The organism is Geobacter sp. AOG2 (assembly GCF_019972295.1).
Classification (GTDB): domain Bacteria; phylum Desulfobacterota; class Desulfuromonadia; order Geobacterales; family Pseudopelobacteraceae; genus Oryzomonas.
In genome coordinates this window covers 3,879,083-3,896,147 of record NZ_BLJA01000001.1, presented here as the reverse complement: position 1 = coordinate 3,896,147, position 17,065 = coordinate 3,879,083, and the positions used below count along the sequence as shown (strand labels likewise).

At 61.8% G+C, this 17,065-nt stretch carries 12 protein-coding genes; 2 read left to right on the top strand and 10 right to left on the bottom strand.

Annotation, left to right across the window (positions count from 1 at the left end; all coding sequences use genetic code 11):
* Window positions 1–163 precede the first annotated feature (163 nt).
* Window positions 164–496, bottom strand: a complete 333-nt coding sequence (locus tag LDN12_RS17710) for a hypothetical protein (protein ID WP_223923975.1) — start codon at window positions 494–496, stop codon at window positions 164–166.
* A 426-nt stretch (window positions 497–922) separates the two neighbouring features.
* Here LDN12_RS17710 and LDN12_RS17705 point away from each other — a divergent pair, with 426 nt between their 5' ends.
* Window positions 923–1,924, top strand: a complete 1,002-nt coding sequence (locus LDN12_RS17705; RefSeq protein ID WP_223923974.1) for a metalloregulator ArsR/SmtB family transcription factor — start codon at window positions 923–925, stop codon at window positions 1,922–1,924.
* Between the two features lie 208 nt (window positions 1,925–2,132).
* Here LDN12_RS17705 and LDN12_RS17700 read toward each other — a convergent pair whose 3' ends face one another.
* From LDN12_RS17700 to LDN12_RS17690, 3 genes are all read right to left on the bottom strand, one after another.
* On the bottom strand, window positions 2,133–3,353 hold the full coding sequence (locus LDN12_RS17700; protein ID WP_223923973.1) for an EAL and HDOD domain-containing protein: 1,221 nt from the start codon (window positions 3,351–3,353) through the stop codon (window positions 2,133–2,135).
* 282 nt (window positions 3,354–3,635) lie between these two features.
* Window positions 3,636–5,252: a sensor domain-containing diguanylate cyclase gene (locus tag LDN12_RS17695; RefSeq protein WP_223923972.1), complete on the bottom strand. Its 1,617-nt coding sequence runs from the start codon at window positions 5,250–5,252 to the stop codon at window positions 3,636–3,638.
* Window positions 5,253–5,489: 237 nt separating this feature from the next.
* Window positions 5,490–5,804: a hypothetical protein gene (locus LDN12_RS17690; RefSeq protein WP_223923971.1), complete on the bottom strand. Its 315-nt coding sequence runs from the start codon at window positions 5,802–5,804 to the stop codon at window positions 5,490–5,492.
* Window positions 5,805–6,188: 384 nt separating this feature from the next.
* Here LDN12_RS17690 and LDN12_RS17685 point away from each other — a divergent pair, with 384 nt between their 5' ends.
* Window positions 6,189–8,807 carry a hybrid sensor histidine kinase/response regulator gene (locus tag LDN12_RS17685; protein ID WP_223923970.1) on the top strand — a complete coding sequence of 873 codons (2,619 nt, stop codon included), beginning with the start codon at window positions 6,189–6,191 and terminating at the stop codon, window positions 8,805–8,807.
* A gap of 9 nt (window positions 8,808–8,816) precedes the next feature.
* Here the strand turns inward: LDN12_RS17685 and LDN12_RS17680 are convergent, their stop codons facing one another.
* The 6 genes from LDN12_RS17680 to LDN12_RS17655 form a co-directional block, all read right to left on the bottom strand.
* The gene (locus tag LDN12_RS17680; RefSeq protein WP_223923969.1) at window positions 8,817–9,380 is read right to left on the bottom strand and encodes a glutaredoxin domain-containing protein; all 564 of its coding nucleotides are present in this window, start codon (window positions 9,378–9,380) and stop codon (window positions 8,817–8,819) included.
* A 512-nt stretch (window positions 9,381–9,892) separates the two neighbouring features.
* Entirely contained in the window at window positions 9,893–12,142 is a 2,250-nt protein-coding gene (locus LDN12_RS17675) for a PAS domain-containing sensor histidine kinase (RefSeq protein ID WP_223923968.1), read from the bottom strand.
* Window positions 12,142–12,978: an ABC transporter substrate-binding protein gene (locus LDN12_RS17670; RefSeq protein ID WP_223923967.1), complete on the bottom strand. Its 837-nt coding sequence runs from the start codon at window positions 12,976–12,978 to the stop codon at window positions 12,142–12,144. Before LDN12_RS17670 ends, LDN12_RS17675 begins: the two co-directional genes overlap by 1 nt.
* Window positions 12,979–13,670: 692 nt before the next feature.
* Window positions 13,671–14,675 (bottom strand): OmpA family protein, encoded by a 1,005-nt coding sequence (locus LDN12_RS17665; RefSeq protein ID WP_223923966.1) that lies wholly within the window; start codon window positions 14,673–14,675, stop codon window positions 13,671–13,673.
* A gap of 243 nt (window positions 14,676–14,918) precedes the next feature.
* Window positions 14,919–15,386, bottom strand: a complete 468-nt coding sequence (locus LDN12_RS17660; protein ID WP_223923965.1) for a hypothetical protein — start codon at window positions 15,384–15,386, stop codon at window positions 14,919–14,921.
* A gap of 165 nt (window positions 15,387–15,551) precedes the next feature.
* Window positions 15,552–17,024, bottom strand: coding sequence for a hypothetical protein (locus LDN12_RS17655; protein WP_223923964.1), 1,473 nt, complete (start codon window positions 17,022–17,024; stop codon window positions 15,552–15,554).
* Window positions 17,025–17,065: the final 41 nt, after the last annotated feature.

The window sequence follows — 17,065 nt, the reverse complement described above, 5'->3', positions numbered from 1 at the left end:
CGCATAGCCCCTGCATGCCGGTAATGAAGACCAACTTTCGGTAAAACGGGAGGGGCGCCATACCCCTTTTCCGGCTCGCTGCTTTCCCTGGTATGGTGCCCCTCACTCGATTCACTACCATCATTGGTATGGTGTCCCGCAATGTCTTAGTGTTTCCCTGAAATCAGGGGATGCCGCTGCTGCTCACGATATCGGTTATCCAGCACGGCTCGGCCGGGACTGTTTTTGCCGTCTGGCCGCTCGCGGCCTTGTCGGGCTTGATGCCCAGGTATTTATCGACCGTTTTTACATCCACCCCCATCTGCTGCGCGATCTGCTGCGGATTTTGTCCCTGGAGCTTGAGCGATTTGGCACGGGCTGCGCCGGAAATCCTGACGGTATCCTGGGCGGTTTTGGGCGATGGGGCATTCCCCGGAACCGATCTTCCTTCCGCTAGCGGAGACCTGCCGACTATGGCATTTGAACCTGCCCCACCGGATATGGAAACGACACCCATGACGTTCTCCCCACGCTCCAACCGTTACGAACCAAACAACGCTCCCGCCTGACCCTCAACGACTCCGCACGTATTCTCCGGGGCGCTTCCCCCCGATTCCGAAGAAACGGAGCACGCGCCCCTCCCCCTGGCGAATACCGGCCGTGCTGGCCTTTATCGCAGGGAAACGGTACGTTCTGACTCTATTATTATCAATAGTAAATTATAATCCAATAATTTGAAAGCGGTTTAAGGGCACCCGCCGCATGCCGCTTTTACCGCCAATTACCGGGGGACGCCATCCCTCTTGTCCGGCGGCATGCCGCAACCGGCATGCCGCCGCTCGATCCGCACAATTTATTTCGATAATCATAAAAACATATTGACAGGCGGCCGGAGAGACCGTATATTTTATTTCGATACTTATCAAAACAGGAGCAGATCACCATGAACGCCGAACAAAGCCTTGCCATCATGAAAGCCCTGGCCGACGAATCCCGCCTGGCCATCGTCAGCTCGCTGCTGGAGCATCCCCAATACGTGGAGGAGTTGGCCAAACGCCACGCCCTGGCCCCCTCCACGGTATCGTTCCATCTCAAAAAACTGGAACAGGCCGGGCTGATCAGCAGCCGGAAGGAGCAATACTATGTGATGGTGGCGGCCAACGAGCCGGTGCTGGACACCACCCTGAAAGAACTGGTGGCGGCGTGCGCCACCGGCAAGGCGTTGCAGGATGAGCGCATCGACGCGTACCGCGCCAAGGTGATCGGCACCTTCTTCCCCCACGGGATGCTGGAAAAACTGCCGGCACAGCATAAAAAGCGCCTGATCGTGCTCGAACAGTTCGCGCTCCGCTTCGAGGCGGGGCGGCGCTATTCGGAGACCGAGGTTACCGGCCTGATACGGCCGTTGTTCGACGATTATTGTGCGATCCGCCGCTTTTTGGTGGATGAAGGGATGATCCGCCGGGACGACGGCAGCTACTGGCGGGAGGCGGGAGCCGCCGAAGCGGCGCCGCTGCCGGTGCCGAAGGCGGCCAAACCGGAAAGCGCCGCCACGCAGGCATCGCGGGGGCGGCGGGCGGAGTTGAAGCGCGCCTGCAAGGAACAGCGGCCTGCCATGGGGATTTACCAGATCAGGAACAAGGTGAACGGCAAACTGTTCGTCGATGGCAGTACGAACCTGGCCGGCAGCAAAACCAGCAGGGAGTTCCAACTGCGCATGGGGAAGATTCCGTCCAGTCCGGCCCTGCAAAAGGAGTTGGCCGCCTATGGTGCGGAGGCCTTCGAGGTGACGGTGCTGGAGGAGTTACCGCCCCCGCAGCCGGGAGAGCAGGCAGAACGGCTCCTGAGGGCCGCCAAGCTGCGCTGGCAGGAAAAGCTGCAACCTTTCGGCGATCACGGTTACAACAACCGCAAAGGGTTCGAGAGGGAAAAGGAACTGCCGTAAGCGGTCCGGCGCATTATCCGGATGGAGGGGTACCGTCGCGGCAAGCGTAAAAAGCAGATACCTGGGAGGGACACCACAGCCGTTCCGGACCTCTTTCCGGAACCCTGCGGCATCACACAAAAAAAGGCCCCCGGATTATCTCCGGGAGCCCTGTTTTGTATCATTTTATCCCACATTATTGGGTACTTGCGGCCGCCCTCCTCTGCCCTTACACCCCGAAACGCCAGCTATAGGCCTTCTTCTGGCAGTCCAGCACCGACAGAAGCGGTATCTCGAGCGCTTCCAGGCGTTCGGCGGCCTCCTCGAACTCCAGGTTTTCCACCAGTTCCACCAGGCTGAGCAGGCGGCCGTAATCCCCTTCCCGGCGCAACAGGGCGTCGATGGCCTCGTCGGGCAGGTGCAGGTTCCCCAGGATCTCCTCCATGGAGATGTCGAACACCTTGGTGAGGATGGACAGGATGCCGATCATGTATCCCTCGTCCGGGGCATGGCGGTCCTTGCGCACCAGGGGGGTCAGCTTCACCAGCTCTTCCAGGAACACCGCCCGCACCGCGGCCAGGTCCATAACCGGGTCGTTCAGGCAGGTATCCTCGTCCGTGGCGAAGACCGCCAGTTGGACCCAGCGCCTGAGCTGCCGCAGCCCGATCATCACGATGGCGTGGCGGAGGCTGGAGATCTTGGACCGCAGCCCCATGGAGATGGAGTTGACCAGGACCAGGAGTTTGTAGACCAGGGGCGGGCTTTCCTTGATGGTCCGCTCCACCTCGTCCAGATCGGCGTCGTCGGTAAGCTGCTGCATCAGCTTGAAGATGACGGAGGCCGAGCCGTCCCAGCGCCGTTTCTTCATGACCGACGGCTGGGAGAAGACATACCCCTGGAACAGGTCGAACCCCAGGCGCTGGCACTCCTGATAGCGTTCCGTGGTGTCCACCTTTTCCGCCAGGAGCTTCACGGGATACTCCCGGAGGCGCTCCATCGCGGCCGGCAGGGCGTTCAGGTCCGTCTCCAGCATGTCGATCTTTACGACGCTCACCACGCCGTCGTACAGCTCGTTGAAGCGGGGATCGTAGGTGTGGTCGTCCAGGGCCAGAACATATCCCTTGGCCTTGAGCTCGCGGCAGCGGTCGATCACCTGGGGGGTGATGTCCATGGTTTCCAGCAGTTCCAGCCCGAACAGGGAGGGGGGCAGGATCTCCAGGGCGTCGCTCATGAGCAGTTCCGCGTCCACGTTGACGAAGCCCCGGTGCCGCCCCATGACGGATTTGGTGCCGAAGCCGGAAAGGGCGTGCATGATCGTGTTGGACGTTGCCTGGACGTCGTCCTGCACATCGGCCCAGGCCGGGGATTGGGTCGTCCTGAACAGGAGTTCGTAGGCCACGACCTCCTCCGTCCTGCTCACGATGGCCTGTCTGCCGATCATATATTCCATTGTGTCGTATCTCCGTTCAAGGGAAACGCTGTGCGGCGCGCGCCCCAGGTGCCGCCGTAACGGCGCAGCCGGCGCAGGGAGCGCCGTGTTGCGCAAGCGGAATCGATTGCTTTACCGGAAACCGGCGGCGGCGACGGTTCCAGAGGAATAATTAAAAATATCTATAGCTGTTTTATCAATCGTATACTCAATTTTCAACGATAAAATCGATATGTGATTTTTTTGCCGCTCTCTCCGCAAGGATAAAAAAACCGGCCCGTCGGCAACCGCTGTCATTATGCCTCATCCCCGGAGGCCGGGGGGGGCGCCGGGAGCCGGCTCCGCCGGCGGCGCCAGGCAGACCCGGTTGCGGCCGCCCTTCTTGGCTTCGTAGAGCGCCTCGTCGGCGCGGGCCACGGCGTCCTGAAGGTCGCCAATATTTTCGGCAACATAGACCCCGATGCTGACGGTGGTTACGGACAGGACGTCGCCGGCCGCGCAGACGGGGGTGTCCTGGATGGTGCGCCTGATGCGCTCCGCCGCTTCCAGTGCCTCTTCCGTCGTGATCAGGGGCAAAAGCACCAGGAATTCCTCGCCGCCGTAACGCACCACCAGGTCGTAGGGGCGCACCGCTTTCCGCAGGACCACGCCGATATGGACCAGGACCGCATCCCCGGCCTCGTGGCCGTAGCTGTCGTTGACCTGCTTGAAGCGGTCCACGTCCACCATCAAAAGGGCGCTTGCGCCGTTTTCCCGTTCGGCCAGGGTCAAGAGCCGCGGCCCTTCCAGTTCCAGGTGGCGCCGGTTGAAGAGCCCGGTCAGGTGGTCGGTGCGCGTCAACTCCTCAAGCTGCTGGTGGGTCTCGTCCAGCTCCCCCATGAGGCCGTTGAAGGCGCTGGCCAGAAGGTTCACCTCGCCGCTCCCCTCGATGCGGATCTCGTGCCCCTCCTCGGGGTGTTCCCTGATGCGGCGGACCTGGTCGGTGAAGCTGGCGAGGCCGGCGGTGACTCTTCCGGTCAACAGCCACACCAGGACGATGGAGAAGAGGGTGACCAGGGCTGCGGCGCCGAGCAGGTAGGAACGCAGGTGCCTGATGGGGGCGTAGGCTTCGGCCTGGGGATAGGCGCTGGCCAGGATCCAGTCCACGGTCCTCAGGCGCTTGAACGAGACGATCTGGGGAACCCCCCGCGAGTTGATGGTCTCGCCGCTCCCCTCGAACCCCCGGATGGCCTGGTCGTAGAGTTTGTTGGCGCCCGGCGGGACGTCCCGCTTCATGATGCGTTTCTTGTCCGGGTGGATGATCATGGTGCGGTCGGTGTTGAACAGGTACAGGTAGCCGGTCTTGCCGATCTTGTAGCCCATGAGCTCTTCGACGAAGTAATCCTCGTTCAGGTTGATGCTCCCCACCAGGAAGCCCCGCGGCACGTCGTCGGGGCCGCAGACCGGGGAGGCCATGGCGATGGCCGGGGTTCCGGTCTTGGGAGAGAGATAGGGATTGGAGATGTCGGGGAAATTGTTTTTTTTCACGCTTTCCAGGAACGCCCGCAACCGCACCGCCCTGGTCTCCCGCCGTTCCTCGAAGACGGGTACCTCGGCCTTTAAGGTGTAGTCGGTGCCGAACAGGTAGATGCCGTTGTCGAAGATGCCGAGCAGGGCGCGGTGATTTTCCAGGAAGGTCCGGGCCTTTTCCGGGTCGTTGAGAATGCGGGGGTCGGCCTCCGCAGATATCATGGCGATGGTTGCCAGGTAGGTCCCCAGCTTGTCGTCGATGCTGCGGGCGATCAGCTCGGTCATGGCGAACTGCTGTTTCTGGATGTTGTCGCGGGTCAGACGGACCGAATAGGAGAGGAAACCCCACACGATGAGCGCAAAGACGACGATCAGAAAAGCGCTGAAGGTCAGCGCAAACCTCTTTTGCATACCGAGTCTCATGTCGCCCGCTCCCGAAGAGGCTGTTTCCATTATCCTGCTATAATGAATCGTGCTTAAATTTCTATTGTACACATATTCGGCGGGTCTGAGAAGTATTTGCGAGAGGTTTCGGATAAAAATGCGGGGACGTGCAAGGGGATATGGCGGCGGATCGGGGAAGGAACGGGGGGGACGGCCCCCAACCCCTTGAGTACGAGGGGGCTGGGGGCCGTCGGGGTCCGTTCCCTATTTCAGCTTGCTCAGCACGCTCTTGGTGCCTTCGATGCGCAGCTTGTTGTTGGTGAGTTTCAGGTAGAAGACCTTGCGGTCGGGGTCGGTGACCTGAACCCTGCCGTCCGCCAGGACGACCCAGGCAAAGGGCTGTTTCTTGTTTCTGAAATCGACGATCCCCACATGGTTCTCCGAGAAGGTGACGTAAAAACTCTCGCCGTCTTCCTTCCATTCGCCGCGCAGCTTTTGCTCCAGGCTGCCGCCGCCCTTCTCGCACCCCGCCAGAACCAGAAACATACCTGCCAGCAGCAATGAAATCCATGTACGCATCGGATGCCTTCTCCCCGCCTGTAATAGTGCGCATATCATACCATGTTATGCGGGAAATGACATGAATTCTTTCCCGCCCCGTCATCTTGCACCGATCCGGCGGGTTTTGCAAGACAGGCGGGCCGCCCGCATGCTCCCCACGCGCCATTTCCCCGTTTATTGTCATTTTGCCGCCGATAACGGCGCCCGCGGAACCCGGCACCTCCCCCGTCAGGCCGTTTCCGCCTTGCCCGGCCGTGGCGCTCCCCATTAAATTGTCTTTAACCGGCGGCGGAATTATGCTATTGACTGTCTTGTTTACAAGCCTTGTGCCCCGAACGGGGCGGTGGGGGGACCTTGCCCCGCCATACCCGTTGACCTTTTCCCTGGAGGCGATCAGAGGATATGGCCGAGACAACCGCCACGACAAAAGCCATGCCTTTCAACCGCCGCGACTTCATCGCCAGGCTTGCGGCCGGGGTGCTGGCCATCAACCTGATGGTTGCCGGACTGGCGGGATTTCACCTCCAACGGAGCCGGCAGCAGTACGAAAACCGCGCCACCACCCAGATCCAGAACCTTGCCCAATCCCTCAGCATCACCCTCGACAATCTCGTGGACCGGGCCAATCTGGCCATCTTCTCGGTGTCCCAGGAAGCGGAGCGGCAGCTCCGGCAGGGGGGCATCGACGGCCGCTCCCTGAACGCCTACATCCTCCGCCACAAGGAACGCCTGTTCGAGTTGGACGGCCTGAGGGTCGCCAACGCCCGCGGGGAGATCGTCTATGGCGACGGCGTGATACCCGAATTGCGCCGCAGCATGGCCACCCGCGACTACTTCATATACCTCAGGGACCATCCCCGGTCCGACTATGTCCTGACCAAGCCGCTGTTCGGCCTGGTGTCCAAAAAATGGGTCTTCGAGATCGTCCGGCGCATCGACAACCCGGACGGCAGCTTTGCCGGCGTCGTCTATGCCGCCATCTCCATAGATTACCTCCAGAAGATCTTTTCCTCCTTCGACCTGGGGAAAGACGGCGTCATCACCCTGCGCGACGCCGAGCTGACCGTCATCGCACGCTACCCGGAGTCGCACAGCATCGGCAGCAATACCGTATCCCCGCAGATGCGGGCGCTGGTCCGGGCGGGACGCACCTCCGCAACCTATCTGAGCCACGGCAGCATCGACACCACGGCGCGGATCTTCTCCTACCGCAAGGTGGACAACTATCCCCTGTACGTCAACGTGGGGCGCGCCCCCGACGTATTCATGGCCCCCTGGCGCGCCGAGGCCAAGGCCATAACCTTTCTGGTGGCGGTCTTTGCCGCGGGGACGCTGATGACGGCCCGGCTGATGTACCGCAACCGCAGGCGCGAAGCGGAAACCCAGGCCGAGTTGCTCCACCATCAGGAATGCCTGGAGGAGACGGTGCACAAGCGCACCGCCGAGCTGGAGGCCGGCAACGCCCGGCTCACCGGGGAGATCGCCCTGCGCAGGCAGGCGGAGGCCGATCTGAAGAGGGCGGCCGTCATCATGGACCGGATGCAGGACGCGGTGGACTGGCTCTCCCGGGACGGCACGTATCTCTACGTCAACGACGCCGCCTGCAGGATGCACGGGTACAGCCGCGAAGAGATGCTCGCCCTGTCGGTGTGGGATGTGGCCCCCCGGTTCCCGTCCGAGGCGTGGCCGGCCCACTGGGAGGAGTTGAAGCGGGAGGGACACCTTCATTTCGAGACCGTGAACCGGCGGCGGGACGGCCATGAGTTCCCGGTGGAGGTCTCGGCGAATTACCTGGAGATCGACGGCAGGGAATACAACTGCGCCATCATACGCGACATCTCGGAGCGCAAGGCGGCCGAGGCCGAGCGGCAGACCCTCATGACGCAACTGGGCCAGTCCCAGAAGATCGAATCCATCGGCCGTCTGGCCGGCGGCATCGCCCACGACTTCAACAACCTGCTGACGCCCATCCTGGTCTACGCCGAGATGGTCAGAAACCGCGTGCCGGACGGCACCCGCGACGCCGAACGGCTGGAGGGCATCATCCAGGCAGCCGACAAGGCCAGGATGCTCACCCAGCAACTCTTGAGCTTCGGCCGCAAGCAGGTCCTGGAGATGAAGATCCTGGACCTGAACAAGGTCATCCGCGCCTTCCACGACATCCTGCGCCGGACCATCCGGGAAAACATCGCCATCCACCTGCATCTGGCCGAGGGGGAGTACGGCATCCGCGCCGACCACAACCAGGTGGAGCAGATCATCATGAACCTGGCGATCAACGCCCAGGACGCCATGGACGACAAGGGTTCCATCGCCATCGAGACCGCGCCGGTGACCCTGGACGACGACTATGCCCGCCTGCATGCCGGCGTGACGCCGGGCCGGTACCTGATGCTCGCCGTTACCGACACCGGCAGCGGCATGTCCCCGGAAACCCTCGACCACCTGTTCGAGCCGTTCTTCACCACCAAGCCCGTGGGCAAGGGCACGGGCCTGGGGCTGGCCACGGTGTACGGCCTGGTCAGGCAGCATGAGGGGCACATCTGGGTCTACAGCGAGGTCGGCCGCGGCACGGTTTTCAAGATCTACTTCCCCCTGGCCGACGGGGCGCCGGCGGAGGAGGAAACACCCGCCGCCGACTTCGGGATGGTGCATGCCGGCGACCACGCCATCCTTCTGGTGGAGGACAACGACATGGTCCGGCAACTGGTGTGCGACCTGCTGAACACCTGCGGCTGCCAGGTGATCGTCGCGGAAGGCCCCCGGCAGGCGCTGGCCCTGAGCGCCGGCCGGCCGGTGGACCTGCTCCTGACCGACGTGGTCATGCCCGGCATGAACGGCCCGGAACTGTACCGCACGCTCCTGGAAACCCATAACGGCCTGAAGGTCCTGTACATGTCCGGCTACACCGACAACGCCATCGTCCACCACGGGGTGCTGGACGAGGGGATCAACTTCATCCAGAAGCCCTTCACCGTGAAAGACCTGGCCAGAAAGATCGACGCGGTGCTGCGGAGTTGACCCCCTCCGTCACTTCCACAGCCCCTTGGACTTGAGCACCTCCGTCAGCACCGCCTCGTCGTACCCCACCACCTTGCTGTCCGCCACCACCAGGATCGGCGTGCCCGCCGCGCCCAGTTTCTGGAAATCATCTTTCCCCCGCTCGCTGGTGATGACGTCGATCTCCTCGAAGTCGATCCCGTGCCGCTGGAGGAACTCCCGGGCCTTGTCGCAATAACCGCACCCGGCGCGGGAATAGAGGAGCACCGTCTTGTCCGGCGCCGCCACGGGGCTGGCCGCCACCATGCCGTTGGCGGTCTCGCTGGTGACGGCGGCGTTGTTGAAAAAGGCGTAGCCGAAATACGAGAGCCCACCCAGGAGCGCCACCACGATCACGACCTTGAGGCCCCACCACGACCCGGCCTCCCGCGGCGGATCGACGGCTCGGGCGGAAGAGGTAAACGCCCCCCGGTTCGCCGGCTCGAACGCCTTCTTGAGCGCCGCCTTCTCATACACCACCTGGCAGGCGGGACATTGCCATTCCGGGGCCAGATCCTCCGGCTTCCGCAGGTAACCACAGCTCGGGCAGCGCATGGGGGCTCCTTTTTCACAGGGCTCGACCGGTTCGGGTGCACCGCCGGACGCTCATGTCGGGGAAAGGCGGCGGGCGGCCCCGACTCCCTCCGTCCGGGCCCCCCGCGCAACAACAATCCCCCCTTGCAAGTCAATGACACCGCAAGGCACGAACAACCTTCTACGCCTTGTAAACACACATTTCAACAGCAATTTCAAAATGTTAAAAATATTAACACTCTTTTAAAAATGTTAAAAAAAGTAACATAAAAGGACTATTCCGGCCCGCTTCCCAAAAGGCCGCGTTATCACACGGCAATAGACAACCGGAACGCACGGGTTGTGTCGTTTCGACACAAAACGGCCCCATCCACCGCCCCCGCCCCAATCCAAAAGATTTGTGGTATCGCCCCTGATATGCCTGCTGGCTGTCCCCCTGCCGTTTTCACACAAAAAAAGGCCCCCGGAACGCCTCCGGGAACCTCCGATCATATCGTTTTCGCCCGTTCCCCCGGAAAGAGACCGGGGCTTGCCTACCCGTCCAGCGCTTCCCGCACCTTTACGGCCAGGTCGGACAGCGTGAACGGCTTCTGGATGAAATGGACACCGGGGTCCAGCACGCCGTGGGGGGCGATCACGTCGGCGGTATAGCCGGACGTGAACAGGCACCTGAGGTGCGGGTGCAGGGTCTGAAGGCTCTGCGCCAGATCCCGGCCGTTCATCTCCGGCATGACCACATCGGTCATGAGCAGGTGGATCTCCCCCCCGCTCTCCCCGGCGACCCGGATGGCCTCGCCCGGCAGATTCGCCTGGAGCACCGTATAGCCCAGGCTGGAGAGTATCATGGCGGCCATCTCCAGGATGGCCGGTTCGTCCTCCACCAGCAAAATGGTCTCCCGGCCGCCCGGCAACTCCGCTTCCACCGCATCCTGCGGGGCTTGCCCGGCTTCCCCCACATGCCGGGGGAGATGGATCGTGAACTTCGTTCCCATGCCCGGTTCGCTGTAGACCGTGACGAACCCGCCGTTTTGCTTCACGGCGCCGTACACCGTGGCCAGGCCGAGGCCGGTCCCCTCCCCCACCCCCTTGGTTGTGAAGAACGGTTCGAAGATGTGCTCCAGGGTCTCTTTGTCCATGCCGCAGCCGCTGTCGAGCACGGTGATGGCTACATACTCGCCGGGGGCTGCGTCCGGGTTATGGGCGCAGTAGTGTTCGTCGATGACGCAGTTTTTCGTTGCGATGTCGATCGTGCCCATGCCGGAGATGGAATCGCGGGCATTGACGCACAGGTTGGCCAGGATTTGATCGATCTGGGACGGATCGGCCTTGACGGGCCGGAGATCCGCCGCGGGCCGCCAGGTGAGCTGGATCTCCTCGCCGATCAGCCGTTGCAGCATGTTGAGCATCCCGCCCACGGTTTCGTTCAGGTCCACCACCTTCGGGCATATGGTCTGTTTGCGGGCAAAGGCCAGAAGCTGCCGGGTCAGGTCGGCGGAATGTTCCGCCGCCTTGCAGATCTCCTCCAGCTTGGCGTGGAGCGGCCGGTCCGGGTCCACTTCCCTGAGGGCGAGGCTGGTATAGCCCAAAATGACGCTCAGCATGTTATTGAAATCATGGGCCACGCCGCCCGCCAGGCGCCCCACCGATTCGATCCGCTGGGCCTGGTGGAGCTGGCCCTCCAGCTTGGCCCGCTCCTCCTCGCCCCGCCTGATCTCGCCGATATCCCGGCCGACCCCCAGGATGCCGATCAAAACGCCCCCATCGTCGTACATGGGGATCTTCGTGGTGTACAGCAGGGCTCTCTGCCCGGTGTCGGCAAACGTGACCCATTCCTCGTTGCTGCTGGGACCGCCCGCCGCCGCGGCCTTGCGGTCGTGCTCGCGGAAGAAGTCGGCCAGCTCCTTGTCCACGAAGTCGTAGTCGGTCTTGCCGACAATATCCGCCTCCCTGGCGCCGTAGAGGCGTTCGAAGGGCCGGTTGCAGGAGAGGTACACGCCGTCGGCATCCTTCAGCCAGATCAGATCGGGGATGGTATCCATCAGGCTGCGAAAGCGGTTCTCGCTCTCGCTGAAACGCCGGGCCTCCTGCTGAAGCTCGGCATAGCGGCTTTCCAGCAGCGTGACCATGTTTTCCATGGACGAACGGAGCACCTCCATCTCCCCGCTAAAGGAGAAACGGCCCAGGTCGGCCCCCTCCTTATCGCCGTTACACACGGAGACGGCGCAGGTTTCCAGGGTTCTCAGCGGCCTGAGAATGATCCGGTTCAGGAGCAGGTACAGGGAGGCGATCAGGACCAGGTCCATCAGCAGGATGTTGGCGGCCAGAGCATAATTGTCGCTTTTAAGCCTGTCGTTCATGAACCGGGTGGTGGCAGAGAGGGTCATGGTCCCCAGGGCATGCCCGGCATAGACGATATCCTCGGTATGGGAGATGTGCCCGGCCGTGTTTGCGGCAGGCTCGCGGGAAACCGGCTCCCAGTCGTCGTTCCGCGTCCTGGCGTACACCTTGCCGCCCGATTTCACCACGATCCCGGTCAGCGTCGTGTCCTTCATCCCCCCGTCCAGCACCCGGTCGAGCTGGTTCAGGTCGAAATTCCACAAGGCCGAGGCCGCCGCGGTCTGAAGCTGCTCCGCCGTCACGGCGAGCCGGGCGTCGAGCGCCGCCGTCTCCTGGCTGCGGTGCAGATGGGAACGCACGACCGCATAGACCGACAGGATGAAGGTCGTGCTCACCACCAGCGCGGCGATCACCTGGACCGTCAGGGAACGCTTCAAGGGGGGCATCACTTCCCTCCAGGCATGGCCGGATGTCCGGGAACATCCGGCGCCGAGCCGCGATAACGTTGCAAATACTTTTGCAGGAGCCTTTCGGGCGTTCCCGCGCCATCGAGTTCCGCAAGCCGCCGGCTCACGTACTCCGCAAGCGGTGCGCAGGCGGAGCGCTTGCTGAAACCGAAATGGATATCGAACGACGATATGGCCGGGGACAGGGGGACGATCACATGCGCCGGCGGGAACTTTGCCAGATACGCCTCCCCGGCATAACGGCTGGTGACGAAATAATCGATCCGCCCGCTGTCCAGTTTTTGGAAATTTTCACGCATGGTGGGGGCTTCCTCCACGGTCAGGGATGCACGCCAATACTCGTCGAAACCGCCGCCGAACGTATCGCCCGCGCTGATGCCCCCCCGCAGCCCTTTCAGGTCGTGCCGGGAGGCATAAGGGAACTTCCGGTCCTTGCGCGCAAAGACGACGATGGGGTTCGGGAAGGCCCGGTGGGGGGCGAACACGAGGTAGCGGGACCGTTCGGGGGTGATCCGCAGGCTGACCACCAGGTCTATCTCCCCCTGTTTGGCCAGATACAGGACGCGCTTCCAGGGGTAGACCGCCGGTCTCAGGGGCAGTCCCGGCGGCATGGCCATCCTGAGCAGTTCGATGCTCGCCCCGTCGAACCCGCCGGGGATTCCCCAGTCATAGGGGGGGTACTGGGGATTGGTCGAATAGACCACCTCGCGGCACCCCTCGGGGATAACCGGCTTTGCGGCGGCGGACGCCGCCCCGGACCCGATACCCAGGATGAACGAGGCCGCAATGGCTATGTACGTCATCAGCCGGATCATCTTCGCTCCCGAGAGGCATATCACAGGGAAAGCCCGTACAGAGGGGCTTTGGTACAAGTATCGCCCGAACGGACGAAAAATGCAAATATTGGCATAATTCAATTTGTAACGTCTTATAATGGCGGATAAAAAAGCGGATCGACGATTCGCCGGTCCGGGCAAACCGCACAAATGGTGGTATAATTAAGATGTCTATGGTGTGAATGGCCGGTTAAGCCACGGTCGGCGGGTAGACCGGGGAGAGTACAGCGCAACGGAGCGGGCGGGCGGTTCGGTTTGCCCGGAGCCGAACAGGGTCCGCACGGGGAATCTTGTGGGAGGGACACCATGCCGTTATCCCGGATTTCTCTTTATGTGATCATAGCACTGATCGCCGCGGTGATAGGGATTTCTTACCTGCACTGCGAAACAAAGGCCGACAGGAACTGCCCTGTCAATGTCATCCAGCTTTTCACAAAATATTAGCGAGCCGCACTTCATCCGGCCACGGGAAGAGAAAGTGCCCCCCCCGGTTCCACCGCGAACCGCGGGGATGCCGCCAGGGGACTACCCGTATCTCGTGAAGGCCGATACGGGAACATAATGAAAGGGGCATCCATACCTGATTTTCCGACTGCATGCGTCGCCAGGTATGGTGCCCCTCGATTATTCACAAAAGCGTCCGCGGATCAGTCATGCCGCAGACTCGCGATTTACTTGCCTGCGCAGGTGAAATTGGACTCGATGCGGCGGTTTTGCTGTTTGCCCGCGGCGGTCTTGTTGTCCGCAACCGGCCTGTCGGGACCGAAACCCTTGGCGCCGATGCGCTCCGAAGCTATCCCGAAATGCTTGATGAGATACGTGCGAACGCTGTCGGCGCGGCGCTGGGAGAGCTTAATGTTCATTTCCCGCCCGCCGACGTTGTCGGTATAGCCCTCGATAACGCCCCTGGCCTCGGGGAACTCCTTGAGGAAATCGGCCAGTTTTTTCAGTTCTTCATGATACCGGGGTTTGATGTCTGCTTTGCCCGTATCGAACTTGATATCGATGACCGTGGGGCTGCACAGCTTGGCCGGGACCGGTACGGGAGCGGGGACGATCACGGCAACATGGGCCGTGCTCTCAGCCGCACCGCCCTCGCCGTTGCAGGTCAGGGTATAGGTGGTCGTGTCCTGAGGCGTTATCGCCTGGGAACCCTCGGGGGCCACCGGGCCCACATCCGGCTGGATGGCGCATTTATCCGCGTTCTTCGATGTCCATGCGAGCGTTGCCGGCTGGCCCTTCATCACCGAATCGGGGGCTATGGTCAACCGGCTCGAAGGAGCAGGAGGCGCCGGGGCCGGGGCGGGAGCCGGAGCCGGGATAACCGGTGCGGGCATTTCCTTGACCGCCTGGGGAGGACACAGGGCGTTGGCTTTCGCCGTTGCCTCTTTTGCCAGCGCCACGCCCTCCTCGGTGTGACATGCCCTGAAAACATCATAGGCCTTGTTCCTGGCATCCTCGGCAGCCTTGAATTCAGCGGGGCAGGTCTTGTCCTTTCCGGCCTGCCGCGCGGCCTCCACGGCCCGATCCGCTTCCTGCATCTCGGCGCGGATATAGCGGCCCGGAACATTACCCCGGCCGGTGTTCACTTCGTAATGGGCACACCCGGACAACGCCCCCAATGAGGTCACCGCGACAAGAAAAGATGCCGCCTTCAACATTTTCGACAGACTCATGTTCGCCTCCTGTAATGAATGAATCACCCCGCCGCACCCAGCGGGGTATCTGTAACCCTGGTCGATAGTTTGGATCGCCCCAAGGGGCGGGAGATTGGACACCGCGAGATTAGTTTTTTTAAACCCTATCATCAAAAAATAGTTTGTCAATTACGGAATTAGGGAATTTGAGTCTTATTGGTCCGATTGGGGTGCCTTCCCGAAGGCCCGGCCCGGCTTTCGGCGCTGCACGGCCGGGACCGTCTACGGAAGTTTTTTCGCCCCGCAGAGTTCCCCCAGGTGCACAAAGGCCTTGAACAATACGGTTGCGCTTGCATCGTCGAAGGTATTGATCACGACGGAATGGATGGGGGTGTCGGTCCCGTTGATCCGGTATATGGCCGGTGCGGTGAAGTTCAATATGACGAACGCGGTGTAATCGTGGCCGGTTTCCGACAGGCGGGGATTCAGGCTCGCGAAGTCGATCCCGCTGAACCGTATGTCGTACGGGGTGCCGACCGGGAACGTCCCCAGGACCCGGTAGTCCATCACGCATGCGTCGATTTTTATGGAGGCATAGCGTTCCTGCCGGGCGACGGAGGTATTAGCCGCCATGGTCCGGGCGATCAAAGCGACGGTGGCGTCATGGGAAAGAGCGTCCCCGGCGCGGGCAATGCCACCCATGGCCAAAAACGACACGACAACGACAAGTGCGCGGCCTGCACGCTTCATGCAACCTCCAGGGCGCCGGGCCCGTACTGCTCATGTGCTTCGAGTGGGGATATCCGTCGGGATCTCCGTTCAGTCGTTTCCGCTTTCATTCCGCAACCGGGGCGCAGGGGCTTCCGCCAAAGAAGCGCAATCCCGTGCCAGGCGCGAGCCTTGTTGCGGAGAACGTCAGAACGCCGGCGGCATCTCCGGCAAAGCGGAAGAACTGATACCTTCGCATTGCGAAAAATCTGCCGTCAGGTTTCCGGCAGCATCTATCGTGATAACCCACAGGGAGTCGTAGTCAAAAGGAGACCACCCCGGAGCGGTCGGTGCGCCGCCGTTCGGAAAATAACTTGAGAGCAGCGCATTAACTATCAATGGGTTCTGCGTGTACATCCATCCGACGAGCAGCTTGTGGTTGGAGAACGTGCCGCCCGTGAAAAAATAATCACTGATGTTCGCCGGCGCCGACGATAAACCGGTATCGATAGACGATACCAGATTGAACGGGAGGCCGTTCGCGATCGCATACGGCTGCACCGTCAGGGCGGGCGCGACGCTCGACCACTGGGACAGGCCCGTGGCGCTCACCGTGCCGACACTCGACTGGGCGGGGTCCACCGACCACACCTGATCGGGAGCGATCTTGCCAAGTAGCGCAGACGGGAGATCCAAGGCCCGCCATTGGCCGGCGCCCACATAATTGTTGTCGGACCAATACCCGTGAGGATGCGCTTCGGCGTGCCGCACAAGATAGATCGTCTCATTCTTGTTGATATTCGCCGGGACCACGGCCCCGCCAACGCCGCCCGTTATGGTTATGGCGGCCGGCGACGGTGTTGAGCATGCCGCGCTCACGAACGCCGACGGCTCCAATTTCGGGTACGCGGGTGACGGCATAATCCGGCTGTCGTAGGTGGCAAGGCGCGGCGTTCCCGTAGCGGGCGCGATTGAAAGCGCATAAACATGGTTTGGGCTTACATAGCCGGCCGGAACGGACAAATTATAGTTGTGATCCGTATTCAGCTTCGCAAGCAAGCTGCTGACGGTCTTCCAGGGCGCGGCAAAAACGTAGAATCCAGGGGTCCCCGCGCCGATGATGCCGTTGACCAGCGCCTCGTTGTTTCCGTTGGTATCGTTATAATCAAGACCCTGGCACGTCGGGTAAAACTGGGCCGGTACCGCAACGCCGTCCGGCACGGCGCCGGAAGCGTACGAGACGTTAATCGGGTAGTTCTGGCCGGTATACGGAGAACCGCCCGCAAGGTCGCTCGACAGCGTGATTTGGTTAAGAAGCGCGAACTGTTGCACGGACATGAGCGCATTCAGGTCCGGGTAATGGTTTGCGGTTTGCAGGTGAGTCGTCGGTTCGAGAGCATAAATCGCCGTGACGTTGTTTCCTCCCAAAACCGAGTTCCGCAAAAAGGCACCCATGGCCAGCGACCGCTGCAATCCTTGATTGGTCAGGGTTGCGGTGACCGGGTTGACATCGCCCTGCCCGGAATGATCCAGATCTTCGCTGACGACGAATACCAGGTTGACGTCGCTTGCGAGTAACGGGGACGGATTCGACGCCGGCGGGGAGGAACCGCATCCGGCGCATAACGCCGCAATAGACAATACCAGGTTTTTCGCAGCTCTGCCCAACGATAGCTTCATACTCCCCTCCATAGCGGATTGCCGCAGTGCCGAAGCGAATA